The sequence below is a fragment of the Candidatus Neomarinimicrobiota bacterium genome, from assembly GCA_022560655.1.
Lineage (GTDB): Bacteria > Fidelibacterota > Marinisomatia > SCGC-AAA003-L08 > TS1B11 > JADFSS01.
The window spans coordinates 352-14804 of sequence record JADFSS010000053.1 but is presented as its reverse complement, the minus strand read 5'-3'; the positions used below and the strand labels follow the sequence as shown (position 1 = coordinate 14804).

The window sequence follows — 14453 nt, the reverse complement described above, 5'->3', positions numbered from 1 at the left end:
TCAATCACGCTGGTGATGTCCGCAATGCGCCGCGACGACAGTGCGATACCGTCCATGGTGCCCACCACACGATCCACAGCGTCACGGCCGCGCTGGGCAATACTGCTGGCATCCGTGGCCAGGGTGCTGGCCTGCACAGCCGCATCAGCACTGTGCCGCACGGTGGCCAGGAGTTCCTCCATGCTCGCAGCGATCTCTTCAAGGTTGGAGGCCGTCTGTTCGGTGCGCTGGGACAGGTCCATGTTGCCAGTGGCCACCTCGGCCGACGCGACCTGGATGCTCTCCGCCGACTCTCGGACCTGCCCGACGATGCCGGCCAGCGAGCGTTGCATGGTCGACAACGCCTGCATCATCTCGGCCGACTCGTCGCTGCCCTGCACCTCCAGCGTGCGCGACAGGTCACCGCTGGCCATGTTCTCGGCAAAGCCCTTGGCGCGCAGCAGCGGCTCGATGATGGAGCGCGAGATCTTGAACGCCAGCAGGCCGCCCACCACCACGCACACCCCGAAGGTCACGATGAGGCCGGCGAACAGGCCCGAGACCAGGCCGGTAACCTGCGCGAAGAGATCGTCGCCCCGCTTCTTCAGGTCGGCAGACATGGCGTCCGATTCGGGAGTGGAAACCGGGAAATCCTCGTAGGTCTCCGCCGGTGGATTCAGGAGAGTTCGATTACCGGTGAACTGCCAGATATAGCGGTCGAAGGAGCCGAACTCGTCCTGCAGCACAAGGAAGGCCTGGGCGTTGGTGATGGCGGCGCCCACCTTGGCGCGGTTGCGGATGATGCCGGCGTCATTCAGGAGCCGCTGGCGATCCTGCTCCGCGTACGCGGCGATCTTTTTCACATCGAAGTTGTGGAAGGCCTTGCGGAAGCCCTCCCGCTTGTGCAGGATGGTGCGCCACGACAGGCCGGCCTGAAAGTTGTCCAGCAGGAGGAACTCGAAGAGGGCGCGGTCGTCGTGCAGGGGCCGGCCCCACTCGGTGTCGTGGTAGGCCTCCATGAGGGGGTCGCCGTCGCCCCAGCAGCGGGTGGGGGTGGTCATGGGTGTCCTCCGTTATCCTGCAGCCGCTCCTGCACCTTTTCGCTGCGCAGTTCCTTTAAGGCGTCGGCGGCGATCCACCGGGCGGTGGGGCTGTTCATTGCCGCCAGGTCCTCGGCGACGGCGATGGCCCGGGCGTTGAGGGCGGGGTTGCGTTTGCCGATCTGCCGCAGGGCCCAGTTCACGGCCTTATTCACCATGTTGCGTCGATCGGTGGCCGCCGCCTGGATGCGCTCCAGAAAGGGCTCGTAGGCGTCATCGGGCAAGGGGGACGACTGCAGGGCCAGACCGGCCATGAGGGCAAAGCCGGCGCGGCGCGTGAACTGCGGCTCAGCCCGTGACCAGGCCAGGGCCCGGTTGAGGGCATGCGGCGAGCGGCGGAAGAGCTGGTTGGCCGCGGCGTCGCAGACATCCCAGGAGTCGACATTGGCCACCCAGGCATCCATTTGTTTGGGCGTGAAGGCCTGGGGGTCGGCGATATAAGTGGCCAGGATACGCGCATCCCGGTAGCCGCTGGCCCACAGGGTCAGGGCCAAGGCCTGGTCGCCCTTATAGCGGCGGCTGAGGGCCTTGATGTCGGCGGCCTTGACGCCGAAGGAGCGGGCCGTGCTGATGCCGTAGCGGGCCATGCCGGCGAGATTCTCCGCGCTGCCCAGGGCTTCGAGCTGCTTGATGATCTCGGTGGCGGTCATTTGACTCACAGTCCTGCCTGCAGCTGTAGTTCGAATTCGTCTGACCCAACAGCCTCCGGGTTATACCGGTCGAGATGCCAGTGGGCCGGATTCTGGTGGATGTATGCCCGGATGCGGTTCAATGCGCGATCCGTGCGGACGATGTGTTCATAATAATTGCGTTGCCAGACAGGTTTACCGGGCGTGCCACGGTCCTTCTTGATTCGATGAGTGGCGGCCGATTTGAAAGAGCGGATGATGGTGGGTAGTGACCGTGGGATGGGTCGGCCAAACTGTTCGGTGGTAGAGGCACGGCGCGCCGTGCCCCTACCGTCATCCGTTATCATAACAATTCCATGAAAATGATTCGGCATGACGATGTATTCATCCAGCCGCACGTAGGGCCGCACAGCAGCTGTTCGGAGCCATTCTTTTTCCACCATCTGGCCGAGGGGGTTTAATGCCATGCGCCCATTCACCAGCGTTCCGAACAGTGGGGCCCACCGGTATGTGCAAATGGTCACAAAATACGCTCCGGGTTGGCGGTAGTCATGGCCCTTCAGGCGGACAGAACGGCGGCGCATTTTACGAGCCTCAAGTTGCCTGGCCCTCGTTCCTTAGACCGGCCAGGATCGAAGTTACCAGCTTTGCAAAGGTCCCTTTCACGCGCTGGCCGGTTGCCAGCACTTCCTGGTGGTTCAGGGGCTGGTCGCGGATGCCGGCGGCATAGTTGGTGAGGGCCGAAATAGCTAGTGTGGGCAAGCCCTCCTTGGCCGCAGCGCGAATCTCCGGAACCGTGGACATGCCCACCGCGGCGCCCCCCAGCCGGCGGATGTCGCGTATTTCCGCCGGGGTCTCGAAGCTGGGGCCCAGACACCAGGCGTAGACCCCTTCGCGGAGCGGGACGCCGGCCGTGTGGGCCGCCGCGCGGGCCAACTCCAGGAGCTCGGGCGAGTGGAAGGCGCCGTCGCGCACCTCCGGGGTGGCCAGCCCGTCGATGAAGGTGTAATCGAGGTGGCCGGTGAGCAGCATGAGGTCGCCCACGTTCCAGGCGGTGTTGACGCAACCGGCGGCGTTGGTAATGATGAGCTGGTTCACGCCCAGCCGCGCGAACAGGCGCACGGGCAGGGTCACCGTCTCCAGGGGGTGGCCCTCGTAATAGTGGAAGCGGCCGCGCGCCACAACCACGGGGAGGCCCGCTGTTTCGCCGTAGACCAGCTCGCCCACATGGCCGGGGACGGTTGGCTCGAGGAAGTGGGGAATGTCCCCATAGGGCACTACCAGGGGGTCGGCCAGGGTGTGGGCAAAAGCGCTGAGTCCGGAGCCCAGAATGATGGCCACCTGAGGCGTTTTGGGCAGGCGGGATTTGACGACAGCGGCGGCTTCTTCGGCGAGGTCGGGGGGCATGGCGCAGTAAGTTAGCGGACGGCTGGAGAGGGGACAAGGGGCAGGGCCGGCGCCGCTGGGCGCGTCCGTGCAGGCTTGCCGGGGGCACGCCGGGCAGGTAAGTTTAGCCCGCTTTCGCACCCGACGCGATCATGGAGAACCTGAAGCTCATCGAAAAACTGCACGGCTCCCGGGAGCGCCTTATCCAGGGCATCGAGAAAGTCATTATTGGTCAGCGGGATATTCTGGAGCACCTGTTTCTGGCCCTGTTGTGCCAGGGACATGTGCTGCTGACGGGTGTGCCCGGCCTGGCCAAGACCCTCATCATCAAGACCCTGGCCGAGGCGCTGGACCTCTCCTTCAGTCGTATTCAGTTTACGCCCGACCTGATGCCCTCGGACATCACGGGCACCGAGATTATCCAGGAGACCAAGTCGGGGGGCCGCACGTTCAAGTTCTTCAAGGGGCCCATTTTCGCCCATATCATCCTGGCCGACGAGATTAACCGCACGCCGCCCAAGACGCAGGCGGCCCTCCTGGAGGCCATGCAGGAGCACAAGGTCACGGCGGCGGGCACCAGCTACGCCCTGGACGAACCATTTTTTGTCCTGGCTACGCAGAATCCCATCGAACAGGAGGGCACCTATCCACTGCCGGAAGCGCAGCTGGACAGGTTCATGTTCAATTTGCGTATCGTCTACCCTGCGCGGGAGGATGAAATCCGGATTGTGGAGACCACCACCGGTACCGCCGTCGGTTCGCCGCCGAAAATGGTGAGCCATGAGGACATGCTGGCCTTTCAGCAATTGGTCCGTCAGGTGCCGGTGGCCGAGCACGTGGTGAGTTACGCCGTCGATCTGGTGCGCCGTACGCGGCCGGGGGATGACGGCGAGCCAGAGTTCATCAGGCAGTGGGTAGCCTACGGCGCCGGGCCGCGGGCCAGCCAGTACCTGGTGCTGGGTGCCAAGGCGAGGGCCGCGCTGGATGGCAGGACCACGCCCGATATTGCGGACGTCACGGCGTTGGTCAAGCAGGTGATGCGGCACCGCATCATCCCGAACTTTAACGCGGAGGCCGACGGAATTGACACGGACCAGATTCTCGACAAGTTGCTGGCAACCCGCGCATAGGATGCATTGAGCTAGGCCCACGGGCGCATGGCGAATCTCACGGCCACCTACCTGAACCCCGAGACCGTAGCCCGGCTGGAGAACCTATCACTGCGGGCGCGCCTGATTGTGGAGGGTTTCATCATCGGGCTGCACCGCAGTCCCTACCACGGCTTCTCGGTGGAGTTTGCCGAGCACCGGGCGTATGGCGCCGGGGATGAGATCCGGCACGTGGACTGGAAGCTGTTCGCCAAGACGGACCGGTATTATGTCAAGCAGTTTGAGGAGGAGACCAACCTCAAAAGCTACCTGCTGCTGGACCAGAGTCGGTCCATGAGTTTTGCCTCGGCCGGGGTGAGCAAGCTATCCTACAGCCAGTCCCTGGCGGCGGCCCTGGCTTACCTGATGCTGAATCAGCAGGATGCCATTGGTTTGGCCCTGTTTGATTCCCAGCTGCGCAGCTATCTGGCGCCCAGGGCCCGGGCCAGCCACCTCAACACACTGCTGGGGCAACTGTCGCGGATATCGCCGGGGCCGGAGACGGCCATCGCGCCCGTGCTGCACCAGCTGGCCGAGTCCATCGTCAAGCGGGGCCTCATCGTGCTGATCTCCGATCTATTCGACGACCCCAACGAGGTGCTGCTGGGGCTGAAGCATTTTCGCTACAAGCGGCATGAGGTGATCGTTTTTCACATCCTCGACCCCCAGGAACTGTCCTTTGACTACTCCTCGCGCACCCGCTTCCGGGACATGGAAACGGGCCAGACGATCACCACGGAGCCGTGGCATATCCGGCGGGAGTATCAGCAGCAGATGGAGCAGTTCATCAACACCTTCCGGACCCGTTGCAGACGACACAACATTGATTACGTGCAGATTACCACGGACCGTCCCCTCGACCTGGCGCTGTCGGAATACCTGGTGAAGCGCGGCCGGGTGGGGTAGCCCGATGCAGTGGCGGTGTGGCCGGCCATGAGGCTTAGGGAGCAGGTCGTGGTGGTGACCGGAGCCAACGGGGCCATGGGTTCGGCATTGGTGGAGCATTTGAAAGGCCGGGCGCAGCATGTGGTGGCCTGCATCAGGGGCCCGGAAGTGGATTGGCGTCCCGTTGAAAACAGCCTCAGCTACGTGACCTGCGAGCTCACGGACAGGGTGGCGGTGAACTTTATGGTGGCCGAGATCATCCGGTCGCTGGAGGGGTTTCACGCCTGGATTAACGGTGTGGGGGGCTACGAGTCGAGCGGTCCGGTGGAGGGGGTGCCGCCAGAGGCGTGGCCGCGCATGTTCGATCTGAACTTCATCACCTGCCTCAATGCTTGCCAGGCCATCTTGCCGCTGTTCAAGGAGCAGCAGTTTGGGCGCATCATCAATTTCGGCTCGCTGGCGGGGGAGCAGGGGTTGACCGGGGCGGGTCCCTACGCCATGAGCAAGGCGGCCGTGCATAGCCTCACCATGACGATCGCCCAGGAACTGTCCGGAGGGGTGACGGCCAACCTCATCGTTCCGGCCGTGATTGATACGCCGACTAACCGTAAGGCCATGCCCGATGCCGCCACGGAAAGTTGGACGCCGCCGGAAGAAATCGCGCTGAAGATCGCCGAGATCCTGGATGAGGAGGACGATCCGCCCAACGGCCAGGCGTATTATTTTTAGCGGCGGTCCCAGAGGCAGTTTTTTAGCATAGACAATCCGGGGAGATAGGCGTGCGGCGGCGCAAACTGATCCTGTTCGACATTGACGGCACCCTCATCGCGCCCGGACCGGTACCGCGGGCAGCCCTGGCCGAGGCCATCTCCCAGGCCGTGGGCGAACCCGTCACCCTGACTTTTCTTGATGTGGCCGGCCAAACCGACCCCACCATCATCAGCAACGCGCTGGCACGCTACAGGAACGGGGCGACGCACAGGGACGCTGACGTGCCTCGAATCCTGGAACAGTTCCTGAGGCTGGTGGAGGAGCGCTTGCCGCAGGCCGGGCCCGTGCGGGTATTCCCCGGAGCGGAGGCGCTGGTGCGGGCTTGCGGGGACGAAAATTGGGCCACCGCTCTGCTGACGGGCAACGTGCAACGGGGGGCGCGGTTGAAGCTGGCCGGCACAGGCCTGTGGGATCTGTTCGCGTTCGGGGTATTCGGTGATGACGGCAACACGCGGGAGGACCTGCCGTGGATCGCACGGGAGCGGGCCTGGGACACGTTGCATGAGTCCTTTCGCCCGGTGGATACCGTCATTATCGGCGACACCCCCAACGATGCGCGCATTGCACGGCTGAACGGCAGCGCCAGCCTCATTGTCTGCCGGCGGGCCGGCAGCGAGTGGCGACAGGCGATCAAAGCTGAGGGTCCCACCTGGCTGGTGGACGGCTTCGACGATGTCCCGGCCCTGGTGAACATGATGAAAGGAACGGCAGCGTGACCTACTACTTTTTGCTCCGGATGGTCCACGTATCATTTGTGGTGTTTTACGTGGGTGCGGCAGCCAGCATGGCGATCCTGTGGCTGCAAGCGCGGCGATCCGACGGGGGTGCGGAGGGCATTCCCTCCCTGAATGCCGTGGTAACCGTCGGCCACCGAATCACCCTGACGGCAGGTTCCATCGCTTTGCTGGCGGGCATCCTGATGATCATGGAACGCCCCAGCATCCTCCAGCACGGGGCCGTGTTCATCGTGAAAATTATCCTGGGCGTTATGGCTGTAGGGCTGAGCCATATGGTGCAGGGTCGCGTCAGGCGGTTCCGCGACGGGGCACAGGAGGGAACTGAGCAGCCGGAGGCGGAGAAAAGCGTGGACATGCTCCTGAAACTGGCGCCGGTGCTGGCCCTGGCCACGGTTCTGCTGGGTGTCTTCATTTCGCACGGCTGAGCCATGATCCCCTTTACCAAGGCCCAGGGAGCAGGCAACGATTTCGTGCTGTTTGATGCCCAACGCTGCCCGGACATCATCCGTGACCCCGCCTTCATTCAGCGGGTGTGCAACCGCCACAGGGGGGTTGGGGCCGACGGCGTGATGATCCTATCGCCACCGGAGGATGCGGGGGTGGACATGCACCTGGACTACCATAACGCCGACGGCAGCTGGGAAACCTTCTGCGCCAACGGGACCCGCTGCGCAGTGGCTTTTGCCATCCGGGGAGAGATGGTCAGGCGCCGGGAAATCGTCGTACGAACGGGAGCGGGTGACCACCGTGCGGAGCTGCTGCCGGACGGGCGGGTCCGGCTCCAGATTCTGCCCCCCAGCCACGTCACTGAGCTCATGGAGTTGAACGGCTTCAAGGGGCGGCAGGTGGACTCGGGAGCGCCCCATTTTGTCATTGAGGTGGACGACCTGAGCGAAGCGCTGGTGGCGGCCAACGGCCCAGCCCTGCGCCATCATGCTGCCTTCCAGCCGAGGGGAGTGAACGTGGACTTTTTTCAGCGGATTGACAGCCAGACCCTGAAGGTTATCACCTACGAAAAGGGGGTGGAGTCGGTGATGCTGTCGTGCGCCAGCGGCAGTACGGCGGCCTGCTTCCAGGCGGCCCGTAGCGGGGCGATGAGCAGCCCTATCCGGGTGGTCAACCCGGGCGGGGAGCTGAGCGTAGAGTTCGATGATGGTTGGCGGGAAGTGAGCGTTACCGGTCCGGCGGAACTGGTTTTTGATGCGCAGTTGCCGGATGACTTTTAGCTGCGGCGATGGCCGTTCCAGCGCCCACCAAAGCACTGCGCGTATTACTGGTTACCAGCATGTCGGGCCTGGAGGCTCAACTGCGCAAGCGCAGCCCGCCTGGCGTGGCGTGGTTGCGCACCAAAACCGATCCTGATACCGCCCAAGCCCTGGCCCAAGCGGAGGTGGTGGTCGCCGATCCGCCCCTGGTGGCGTACCATCTGGAAGGGGCCCCCCACCTGAAGTGGTTGCAAGCGACCTATGCCGGGGTCGACAGTCTGCTCCGGGCGGGCGCCCCACGGGACTTTGTACTCACCCGCGTGGAAGGGGCCTTTGGCCCGATGATGGCGGAGTACACCCTGGGACATATCCTCGCCCGGGAGCGGCACCTGCTGGGGCTGTCCCGCTGGCAGGAGAGCCATCAGTGGCAGCCGTCCGGCTACCGGGTGCTTTCGGACCTGACCCTGGGCCTTCTGGGGGTGGGGAGCATCGGTCAGGCGGTGGCCGCTGTGGCCCGAGGGTTTGGCATGACGGTGTGGGGGTTTCGGCGGGGCAGTGGCACGGTGCCCAACGTGGACCGGGTCTTCACCCCGGACCAGCTCGCTGAGTTTCTGGCCGGTGCCGACTACCTGGTCAATATTCTGCCCAGCACGCCCGCCACCCGTGGCCTGCTGTCGGGTGAGGTGTTTAAGGCCTGCCGGCCGGGGACCGTGTTCATCAACATAGGCCGGGGGGACATTGTGGACGAGCACAGCCTGGTGCAGGCGCTGGAGGCCGGCTGGCTGGCCGGGGCGGTGCTGGATGTTTTCGATGCGGAGCCGCTGCCCAAGGACAGCCCGCTGTGGGACCTGCCGGGCGTGACCATCACGCCCCACGTGGCGGCGCTGGGCGCAGCGGGAGCTATTGCCGAGATCGTTGCAGCCAACCTGGCGCGCTACTTGGCGGGTGAGCCGCTCAGGCAGGTGGTGGACTGGGAGCGGGGGTACTGAAAGAAGCGAGTGTACGGTCCTGGAAATGCGATAGAGAGTTTGAACCGTCGGCTAATCCGGCGCCAGACCGGAATTAAATATTCAGCTGTTTGCGAATGAGTCTGTAGAGAGAGTCTTTGATTTCAGAGTGGCGGGGCACCGGCGCCTGCCTTCCGCTTCGAGGGTTGGCATAGATGTCGTGATTCCTGCCGTGGCGCTTCAGGTAGCAACCGGCAGCGCTGAGCTCCTTAACCAGTTCGCGCCTCTTCACGCAAGGTCCAGAGTGATCTCCTTGGTCTTCACTTCACGGCCGGTCTCCGAATCCTGTTCCGCAATCATAAGCTCGTAGGCTTCCTGTATGTTTTCCTCAAGTTCCTGCAAGGATTTTCCCTGGCTGAACACACCTGGCGCTTCCTGGAGCTTGCCCACATACCAACTGTCGTCCCTCCAATATTCCAGGGTAAATTTTCTATTCATCGCATGACCTCCCGCGAAATTATTCAGAATCCCCGCTGCTTGAATTGAGATAATTGATAGTACTTTGCGCAGGTGGGCTTGTCAACGGCTTTCTGGTTTGCACCTCATCAGTGGGGCGGCCCGTTGAGGGGGTATTGAGAGCGGCTGGTCATGGGCTGGCGATGAACATCACAGAGGCAACATCTTGAAAGGGAGATGTCACGTGATAGCAACGCTGAAACTGTCGATGCTGGCCGTGCTGGGAAGGATCATGGCCTGGGGCGGCAAGGCCCGGCTCAGCATGTATCCCGAGGCCGGCCACGACGCCGGGACGGCGACTAACCCGGACCTTTACGACGGGTTCCCAGGGCATTCACTCCAGGGGGCCCGGACGGGCTAGAGGTAGGGCTTGATCTTCAGGAACAGCTGGTAGGTGGCCTCCACGTCCCGCATGACATAGGCCTCCACCGCGTCCAAGTCTCCCCGGTCGATGGCCTCCGCCACGGTCTCGCCGCTGACGTCGCCGCCTTTGGGGGAGGGAATGCCGAAGCTGTGGCAGGCCATATCGAGACTGACGCCTTCCCGGCCCCAACGCGACAGAAACTGCATCACGTCCACGTGGGGATCATAACCGAAACGGCGCAGGTTCATGAAACGGGGATTGTGGATGGGCAGCCCGTGCAGCGCGGCCCGGATCATGAGGAAGGGCACATCAAAGTTGAGGCCGTTGTAGTGCACGAAGCGCAAGTCCTGGGAGGCGGGGTGGTTGACGGTCTCGAAAAAGGCCTGCAGCGTGCCCTCTTCGGTGGGCTCGGCGATGACCTTGTCCTTGGTCTCCTGGCTGGAATCGTGATAGAGGCGCAGACCGATGGCCACGACTCTTCCCAGAAAGGGCGAGATTGAGCGCACGAGCCGCTCCGCCTCGTCCGGGGCCAGGCCACTTTTGCCAATCTCCCGCTCTGTGCGCCTGGCGGCTTCCTCGTTCAACGCAGCGGGCAGATCGGCCACGGGCACCGTCTCGATGTCGAAGATGAGGTAGCGCACCGGTCAGTTGGCGGGCCGCTGCAGGGGGCGCGGGAGCTCAGGGACGCCGGACAGTCAGGTCCTCCACCGTACAGTTGAGGGCGGTAGCCAGCTTCTGAAGCGTATTTTCCCGGGGCTTGATCTTGTTGCCTTCCATGAGGCTGACATGGGTCTGCTTGAGCCCGGTCATATCGGCCAGCTCGGACTGCGTCATGTTGCGAAACAGCCGCCAGCCCTTGATGGGGCTGGTGCGCATGAGCTGAGTGAGTTCGCTTGCTGAGGGCTCCTTTCGCTGGCGGCTGCGCTTGCCCGACCCGGAGCTTTTTTGGTGGCTCTCAAGCTGTTCAAGGAGATTCAGGAAGGCGTGGTAGTCCACCACCGCGAACCGGGGCTTGCCGCGGGAGGAAATAACTTGATAGCTAATCATAATGAATTCGCCGGAATGTTGGGATTATTGGCACTCAATAGTATGGGATTTTTATATAAAATGCAATCATCGGTTAATGATCTGCGTCCTTCGGGACCTCACTCCCTATCAGTGCTCCGGCGTATGTCTAAAGTACTCCCAACAGTGGTCCCGGGCGATTATACTGCGAAGTAGGTCTTTGAGGGCTGATGGGCAATGATCGCCCAGGTAGAATGCTCCGTAACGAGCTGCCCTCCTTTGGTGAGGCTCATACCGATTCTATCGGGCTGCGGCAGGGTGAAGCTGTGGGCCCGAGCCTTCAATCGGGGGCCGGCCTACGGGTTGGCGGTCGGCAACTCGGCGCGGACTTCAGCCACGGCTTCCACGATATGGCTCAAGGCCGGAAAGACTTTGTCCCAGCTGCGGGTTTTCAGACCGCAATCGGGATTGATCCAGATCTGATTTGCCTCCAGGTGCTTGAGATAGATTTGCACCTTGGCCTTGATCTCCGCCTTGCCGGGAATCACGGGACTGTGCACATCGTAGACTCCGGGACCTACCGCGCGGCGATAGCCGTATTGTTCCAGTTCGCGCAGGGTTTCGTCATCGCTACGGGCGTTCTCGATGGAGATAACATCCGCGTTGAGCCGGTCGATGGCCCCCAAAATTTCGCCGAACTTGGCGTAACACATGTGGGTGTGAATCTGGGTCTCCGGCTTGGCTCGACCGGTGGCCAGGCGGAAGGCGTCCACGCTCCAGCTGAGGTATTCGTCCCAGCGCTCGGGCTTGAGGGGGAGGCCTTCCCGCAGGGCAGGCTCGTCCACCTGGATAATCCGGGCGCCGGCGGCCTCCAGATCGGCGATCTCCTCCCGAAGGGCCAGGGCCAGCTGCAGGGTGATCTCCCGGGCGGTGATGTCGGTGCGCGGGTAAGACCAGTTCAGAATGGTCACCGGCCCCGTGAGCATGCCCTTCACGGGCTTGGTGGTGAACGACTGGGCCTTGGCGTACTCCCGCACGGTCATGGGACCCTTGCGTACCACGTCGGCGAAGATGATGGGGGGGCGGACATAGCGGTTACCATAGCTCTGTACCCACCCGTTGTCGGTAAAGGCGAACCCTTTCATTTTTTCGGCGAAATACTCCACCATGTCGGAGCGCTCAAATTCGCCGTGGACCAGCACATCCAGCCCCATGCCCTCCTGGGCCCCGATGGTATAACCGATCCAGGCATCGACGCCCGCCTCGTACTCCGCACGGTTGATCTGCCCCAGTTTGAAGCGCCGCCGGAGACGTCGGACCTCCACGGTTTGGGGGAACGAGCCGATGGTGGTGGTGGGCAGGGGCGGCAGTTTGATCTGCTGGTTGCGCCGTTTACCATAGGGCAGACTGCGCTCGAAATCCCGCGGGGTGAGTCCGTCAATGGTCTTCTGTACGCCGGGCTCGCGGGGGGCAAAGGCTTTGAACCGCTCCCAGGATGCGTCGTAGGCAGACAGCTCGGCACTCAATTGGCCCTCAGCGCCCGCCTGGCCCAGGAGCTGGAGTTCGTGCAGTTTCTCCAGGGCGAAAGCCAGCACATTGCGCAGCTCCTCCGGCAGACCCGTTTCCCGGGCTGCCTCGTAGGGCACGAACTGCAGCGAACAGGACATGCTCAGTCGCAGGGGCGCCTGGCGGGCCAGCGCCTGCACCGTTGCCAGGGTTTCGCCGGGCCGCAGCTGCCAGACACTGCGACCGTTCAGGATGCCAGCGCCCAGGGTTTTACCCTGCGGCCAACCGTTTGATGCAATCAAGGCGCTGCTGTCGCCGTGGGTGAAATCGAGGGTGAGGGTGTCCACGGGCAGTGCGGCCACCCAGGGATAGGCCGCACCCAGGTCGTCAAAAAAGGTCACCAGATTAATGGGCAGGCCGGCTTGCGCCAGTGTCTCGTAGGTGGAGCTGTAATGCTGCCGATGCTTCTGCGCATCACCCAGGACGAGGGCCGGCTCGTGCATTTGCACCTCCTGCACCCCCAAGCCCTGGAGCTGCCCCAGCAGGTCCTGGTACAGCGGCAGCAGTGCCGCCAGCACGTCGCTGAACGAGCCCTGCACCCGGGCAAGGCGCAACAGGGTAACCGGTCCCAGCACGATAGGCACGGCGCGTTCACCGAGCTCCTTTCGCGCCCTGCGAATGGTGTCCAGGTAGTCGGCGAAGTTGGCTTTTGGCTGAACGTCGGCCTCTACCTCGGGCACCAGGTAGTGGTAGTTGGTGTCAAACCACTTGGTGAGTTCCAGGGCCGGGACACCCTCTTTGCCCCGGGCCATGGCGAAAGTCAGGTCAAGCCCGTCAAGTCCGTGGTAGCGCTTGGGAACCAGCCCCATGCGCAGGGCCCAGTCCAGCACGGGGTCGTAGAGGGTGGCATCACCTACGCCGATATAGTCGATGCCGGCCTCACGTTGGGCCGACCAGGCATCCAGTTCCACGTCGACGAGGGTCTGCAGGAGCGCAGCAGCGTCAATTTTGTCTTTCCAGTAGCGCTCCAAGGCGCGTTTCATTTCCCGCTCGCGCCCGATACGCGGATAGCCCAACGTCTGGGTCTTCAATGCCGACATTTAGCTCTCCCTAAGCTCCCGCCCCGAAATAGCGAGCGACAGTTTAGCACACTGGGAGGGGTGTGTCAATCGAATGGTTAGGCTGGCCGATCTATGTGATTCGGATTTATCGAGGGATGGGGCAATTGGCTTGGATTGCCATATAGGCACGCTATTGCTTGATGGGCCTCAGGCGACTTATGCTGATTTACCGGTTTCTGTGCGCCTTGGACAATCGGTGGGATTTGGGAGGCTTGGGAGGGTCGGGGGGCTTGGGAGGGTCGGGAGGTTTTGGAGGCTCGGGGGGCTTGGGAGGCTTGGGAGGCTCCGGAGGCTCGGGAGAGTCGGAAGAGCCCCTCAGATCCAGTGAGATTAGCGATCTATCCAAAATACTTGTCCACCCCCTACTCTATCTACGTAGATATCGCATTACTGTGTTTCCTGATACCAATTCACCAAGGCAGCCCGCAAGCGACCACTGATTTGGAACGCTGACCGATCCATTTCAGCGATTTTGCTATGAATCCCAGCGATCTGCTTTTGAGTCAAAGAAGCGTAGAGAGCATGGGTTGAATCCACCTTTTGAGCCTCTATGGCTATCTCTAAGAGTTGACTTTCCAGTTCATTAAAGTGGGCTAACGCAGCCTTTTCAAAGGCCGTTATCCTCGCCAACTTCTCCTTCAACAAGTCCAAGCGTTCGTCTTGAGTAAGAGTTGGCACTAGTGTGAGGAGGGTTGATCCGGCTATAATTCCCAATGGAACGATGACCCACTTTTCCGGAGCTGGTTGAATACCTGTATATATTGCATTGGCTAATGCGGCCCCCCCACCCATTCTTATGAATAGATTTCTTTTCGCGGACCGGCAGGCCCGTCGCGCATCTATTTCCCTCGCAATGGCTTGTCTCATTTGGGCGCAATGGTTGTATGTTCTCACCCATTGGAGGGCAAGCTGATTGCTATAACTCTTTATGTATTTTGTTGCAGGCACCAATACGATCGTATTTGCCGTGTCTGGCCTAATTGTAGTGAGGGAGAATGGATTGATATCCGAGCAAACCGAACGAAACCTTGTTGAAGAGCATCCAGTAGTTAAGAACAGAACTATTCCCAAGACCAAGCCGATGTTTGGACTTCTCAGGATTAGTCTTGGATACCTTACTCTTCATGTTGGAACCAATTATCATACGACGTCTA

Annotated in this window: 18 protein-coding genes and 1 pseudogene; 8 read left to right on the top strand and 11 right to left on the bottom strand. The window is 62.1% G+C overall.

Annotated features, from left to right (window positions below):
• The 5 genes and pseudogenes from IH971_08415 to IH971_08395 form a co-directional block, all read right to left on the bottom strand.
• A partial coding sequence (locus tag IH971_08415; protein MCH7497859.1) for a HAMP domain-containing protein occupies window positions 1-599 on the bottom strand: 599 nt, incomplete at its 3' end.
• Window positions 573-1040 (bottom strand): annotated as a pseudogene (locus IH971_08410) (DNA-3-methyladenine glycosylase I). The pseudogene IH971_08410 and the gene IH971_08415, both read right to left, overlap by 27 nt.
• Window positions 1037-1729 carry a DNA alkylation repair protein gene (locus IH971_08405; GenBank protein MCH7497858.1) on the bottom strand — a complete coding sequence of 231 codons (693 nt, stop codon included), beginning with the start codon at window positions 1727-1729 and terminating at the stop codon, window positions 1037-1039. The pseudogene IH971_08410 and the gene IH971_08405 overlap by 4 nt, the downstream one beginning before the upstream one ends.
• 5 nt (window positions 1730-1734) lie before the next feature.
• Entirely contained in the window at window positions 1735-2292 is a 558-nt protein-coding gene (locus IH971_08400; GenBank protein ID MCH7497857.1) for a transposase, read from the bottom strand.
• Between the two features lie 10 nt (window positions 2293-2302).
• On the bottom strand, window positions 2303-3115 hold the full coding sequence (locus tag IH971_08395) for a purine-nucleoside phosphorylase (protein MCH7497856.1): 813 nt from the start codon (window positions 3113-3115) through the stop codon (window positions 2303-2305).
• A gap of 131 nt (window positions 3116-3246) precedes the next feature.
• Between IH971_08395 and IH971_08390 the strand changes: the two genes are divergently transcribed.
• From IH971_08390 to IH971_08360, 7 genes are read left to right on the top strand one after another with little or no spacing between them, the layout of a single operon-like run.
• Window positions 3247-4224 carry a MoxR family ATPase gene (locus IH971_08390; GenBank protein MCH7497855.1) on the top strand — a complete coding sequence of 326 codons (978 nt, stop codon included), beginning with the start codon at window positions 3247-3249 and terminating at the stop codon, window positions 4222-4224.
• A 27-nt stretch (window positions 4225-4251) separates the two neighbouring features.
• Complete coding sequence (locus IH971_08385) at window positions 4252-5148, top strand: DUF58 domain-containing protein (GenBank protein ID MCH7497854.1); 897 nt, start codon at window positions 4252-4254, stop codon at window positions 5146-5148.
• 27 nt (window positions 5149-5175) lie between these two features.
• The gene (locus IH971_08380; GenBank protein ID MCH7497853.1) at window positions 5176-5856 is read left to right on the top strand and encodes an SDR family NAD(P)-dependent oxidoreductase; all 681 of its coding nucleotides are present in this window, start codon (window positions 5176-5178) and stop codon (window positions 5854-5856) included.
• Window positions 5857-5906: 50 nt separating this feature from the next.
• The gene (locus tag IH971_08375) at window positions 5907-6614 is read left to right on the top strand and encodes a haloacid dehalogenase-like hydrolase (GenBank protein MCH7497852.1); all 708 of its coding nucleotides are present in this window, start codon (window positions 5907-5909) and stop codon (window positions 6612-6614) included.
• Window positions 6611-7060: a hypothetical protein gene (locus IH971_08370; GenBank protein ID MCH7497851.1), complete on the top strand. Its 450-nt coding sequence runs from the start codon at window positions 6611-6613 to the stop codon at window positions 7058-7060. The genes IH971_08375 and IH971_08370 overlap by 4 nt, the downstream gene beginning before the upstream one ends.
• Window positions 7061-7063: 3 nt before the next feature.
• Window positions 7064-7861 (top strand): diaminopimelate epimerase, encoded by a 798-nt coding sequence (gene dapF, locus IH971_08365; GenBank protein ID MCH7497850.1) that lies wholly within the window; start codon window positions 7064-7066, stop codon window positions 7859-7861.
• Window positions 7862-7869: 8 nt separating this feature from the next.
• The gene (locus IH971_08360; protein MCH7497849.1) at window positions 7870-8829 is read left to right on the top strand and encodes a D-2-hydroxyacid dehydrogenase; all 960 of its coding nucleotides are present in this window, start codon (window positions 7870-7872) and stop codon (window positions 8827-8829) included.
• Between the two features lie 73 nt (window positions 8830-8902).
• Here IH971_08360 and IH971_08355 read toward each other — a convergent pair whose 3' ends face one another.
• Together IH971_08355 and IH971_08350 are read right to left on the bottom strand one after the other, a co-directional pair.
• The gene (locus tag IH971_08355; GenBank protein MCH7497848.1) at window positions 8903-9079 is read right to left on the bottom strand and encodes a type II toxin-antitoxin system HicA family toxin; all 177 of its coding nucleotides are present in this window, start codon (window positions 9077-9079) and stop codon (window positions 8903-8905) included.
• On the bottom strand, window positions 9076-9285 hold the full coding sequence (locus IH971_08350) for a type II toxin-antitoxin system HicB family antitoxin (protein MCH7497847.1): 210 nt from the start codon (window positions 9283-9285) through the stop codon (window positions 9076-9078). The genes IH971_08355 and IH971_08350 overlap by 4 nt, the downstream gene beginning before the upstream one ends.
• A gap of 202 nt (window positions 9286-9487) precedes the next feature.
• Here IH971_08350 and IH971_08345 point away from each other — a divergent pair, with 202 nt between their 5' ends.
• Window positions 9488-9664 (top strand): hypothetical protein, encoded by a 177-nt coding sequence (locus IH971_08345; GenBank protein ID MCH7497846.1) that lies wholly within the window; start codon window positions 9488-9490, stop codon window positions 9662-9664.
• Here the strand turns inward: IH971_08345 and IH971_08340 are convergent.
• The 4 genes from IH971_08340 to IH971_08325 form a co-directional block, all read right to left on the bottom strand.
• Window positions 9661-10308 carry a ribonuclease H-like domain-containing protein gene (locus IH971_08340; GenBank protein ID MCH7497845.1) on the bottom strand — a complete coding sequence of 216 codons (648 nt, stop codon included), beginning with the start codon at window positions 10306-10308 and terminating at the stop codon, window positions 9661-9663. The two genes, IH971_08345 and IH971_08340, sit on opposite strands and share 4 nt — an antisense overlap.
• 37 nt (window positions 10309-10345) lie before the next feature.
• On the bottom strand, window positions 10346-10714 hold the full coding sequence (locus IH971_08335; GenBank protein MCH7497844.1) for a helix-turn-helix transcriptional regulator: 369 nt from the start codon (window positions 10712-10714) through the stop codon (window positions 10346-10348).
• Between the two features lie 314 nt (window positions 10715-11028).
• Window positions 11029-13278 (bottom strand): 5-methyltetrahydropteroyltriglutamate--homocysteine S-methyltransferase, encoded by a 2250-nt coding sequence (gene metE, locus IH971_08330; protein ID MCH7497843.1) that lies wholly within the window; start codon window positions 13276-13278, stop codon window positions 11029-11031.
• Window positions 13279-13686: 408 nt separating this feature from the next.
• The gene (locus tag IH971_08325; GenBank protein MCH7497842.1) at window positions 13687-14166 is read right to left on the bottom strand and encodes a hypothetical protein; all 480 of its coding nucleotides are present in this window, start codon (window positions 14164-14166) and stop codon (window positions 13687-13689) included.
• Window positions 14167-14453 lie beyond the last annotated feature (287 nt).

What these genes read in the sequence shown, in the direction of transcription:
- IH971_08405 (MCH7497858.1), bottom strand. Translation starts at nt 1,729, where the DNA reads ATGACCGCCACCGAGATCATCAAGCAGCTCGAAGCCCTGGGCAGCGCG.
- IH971_08360 (MCH7497849.1), top strand. Translation starts at nt 7,870, where the DNA reads ATGGCCGTTCCAGCGCCCACCAAAGCACTGCGCGTATTACTGGTTACC.
- IH971_08350 (MCH7497847.1), bottom strand. Translation starts at nt 9,285, where the DNA reads ATGAATAGAAAATTTACCCTGGAATATTGGAGGGACGACAGTTGGTAT.
- IH971_08335 (MCH7497844.1), bottom strand. Translation starts at nt 10,714, where the DNA reads ATGATTAGCTATCAAGTTATTTCCTCCCGCGGCAAGCCCCGGTTCGCG.
- IH971_08325 (MCH7497842.1), bottom strand. Translation starts at nt 14,166, where the DNA reads ATGAGACAAGCCATTGCGAGGGAAATAGATGCGCGACGGGCCTGCCGG.
- IH971_08390 (MCH7497855.1), top strand. Translation starts at nt 3,247, where the DNA reads ATGGAGAACCTGAAGCTCATCGAAAAACTGCACGGCTCCCGGGAGCGC.
- IH971_08395 (MCH7497856.1), bottom strand. Translation starts at nt 3,115, where the DNA reads ATGCCCCCCGACCTCGCCGAAGAAGCCGCCGCTGTCGTCAAATCCCGC.
- metE (MCH7497843.1), bottom strand. Translation starts at nt 13,278, where the DNA reads ATGTCGGCATTGAAGACCCAGACGTTGGGCTATCCGCGTATCGGGCGC.
- dapF (MCH7497850.1), top strand. Translation starts at nt 7,064, where the DNA reads ATGATCCCCTTTACCAAGGCCCAGGGAGCAGGCAACGATTTCGTGCTG.
- IH971_08385 (MCH7497854.1), top strand. Translation starts at nt 4,252, where the DNA reads ATGGCGAATCTCACGGCCACCTACCTGAACCCCGAGACCGTAGCCCGG.
- IH971_08380 (MCH7497853.1), top strand. Translation starts at nt 5,176, where the DNA reads ATGAGGCTTAGGGAGCAGGTCGTGGTGGTGACCGGAGCCAACGGGGCC.
- IH971_08400 (MCH7497857.1), bottom strand. Translation starts at nt 2,292, where the DNA reads ATGCGCCGCCGTTCTGTCCGCCTGAAGGGCCATGACTACCGCCAACCC.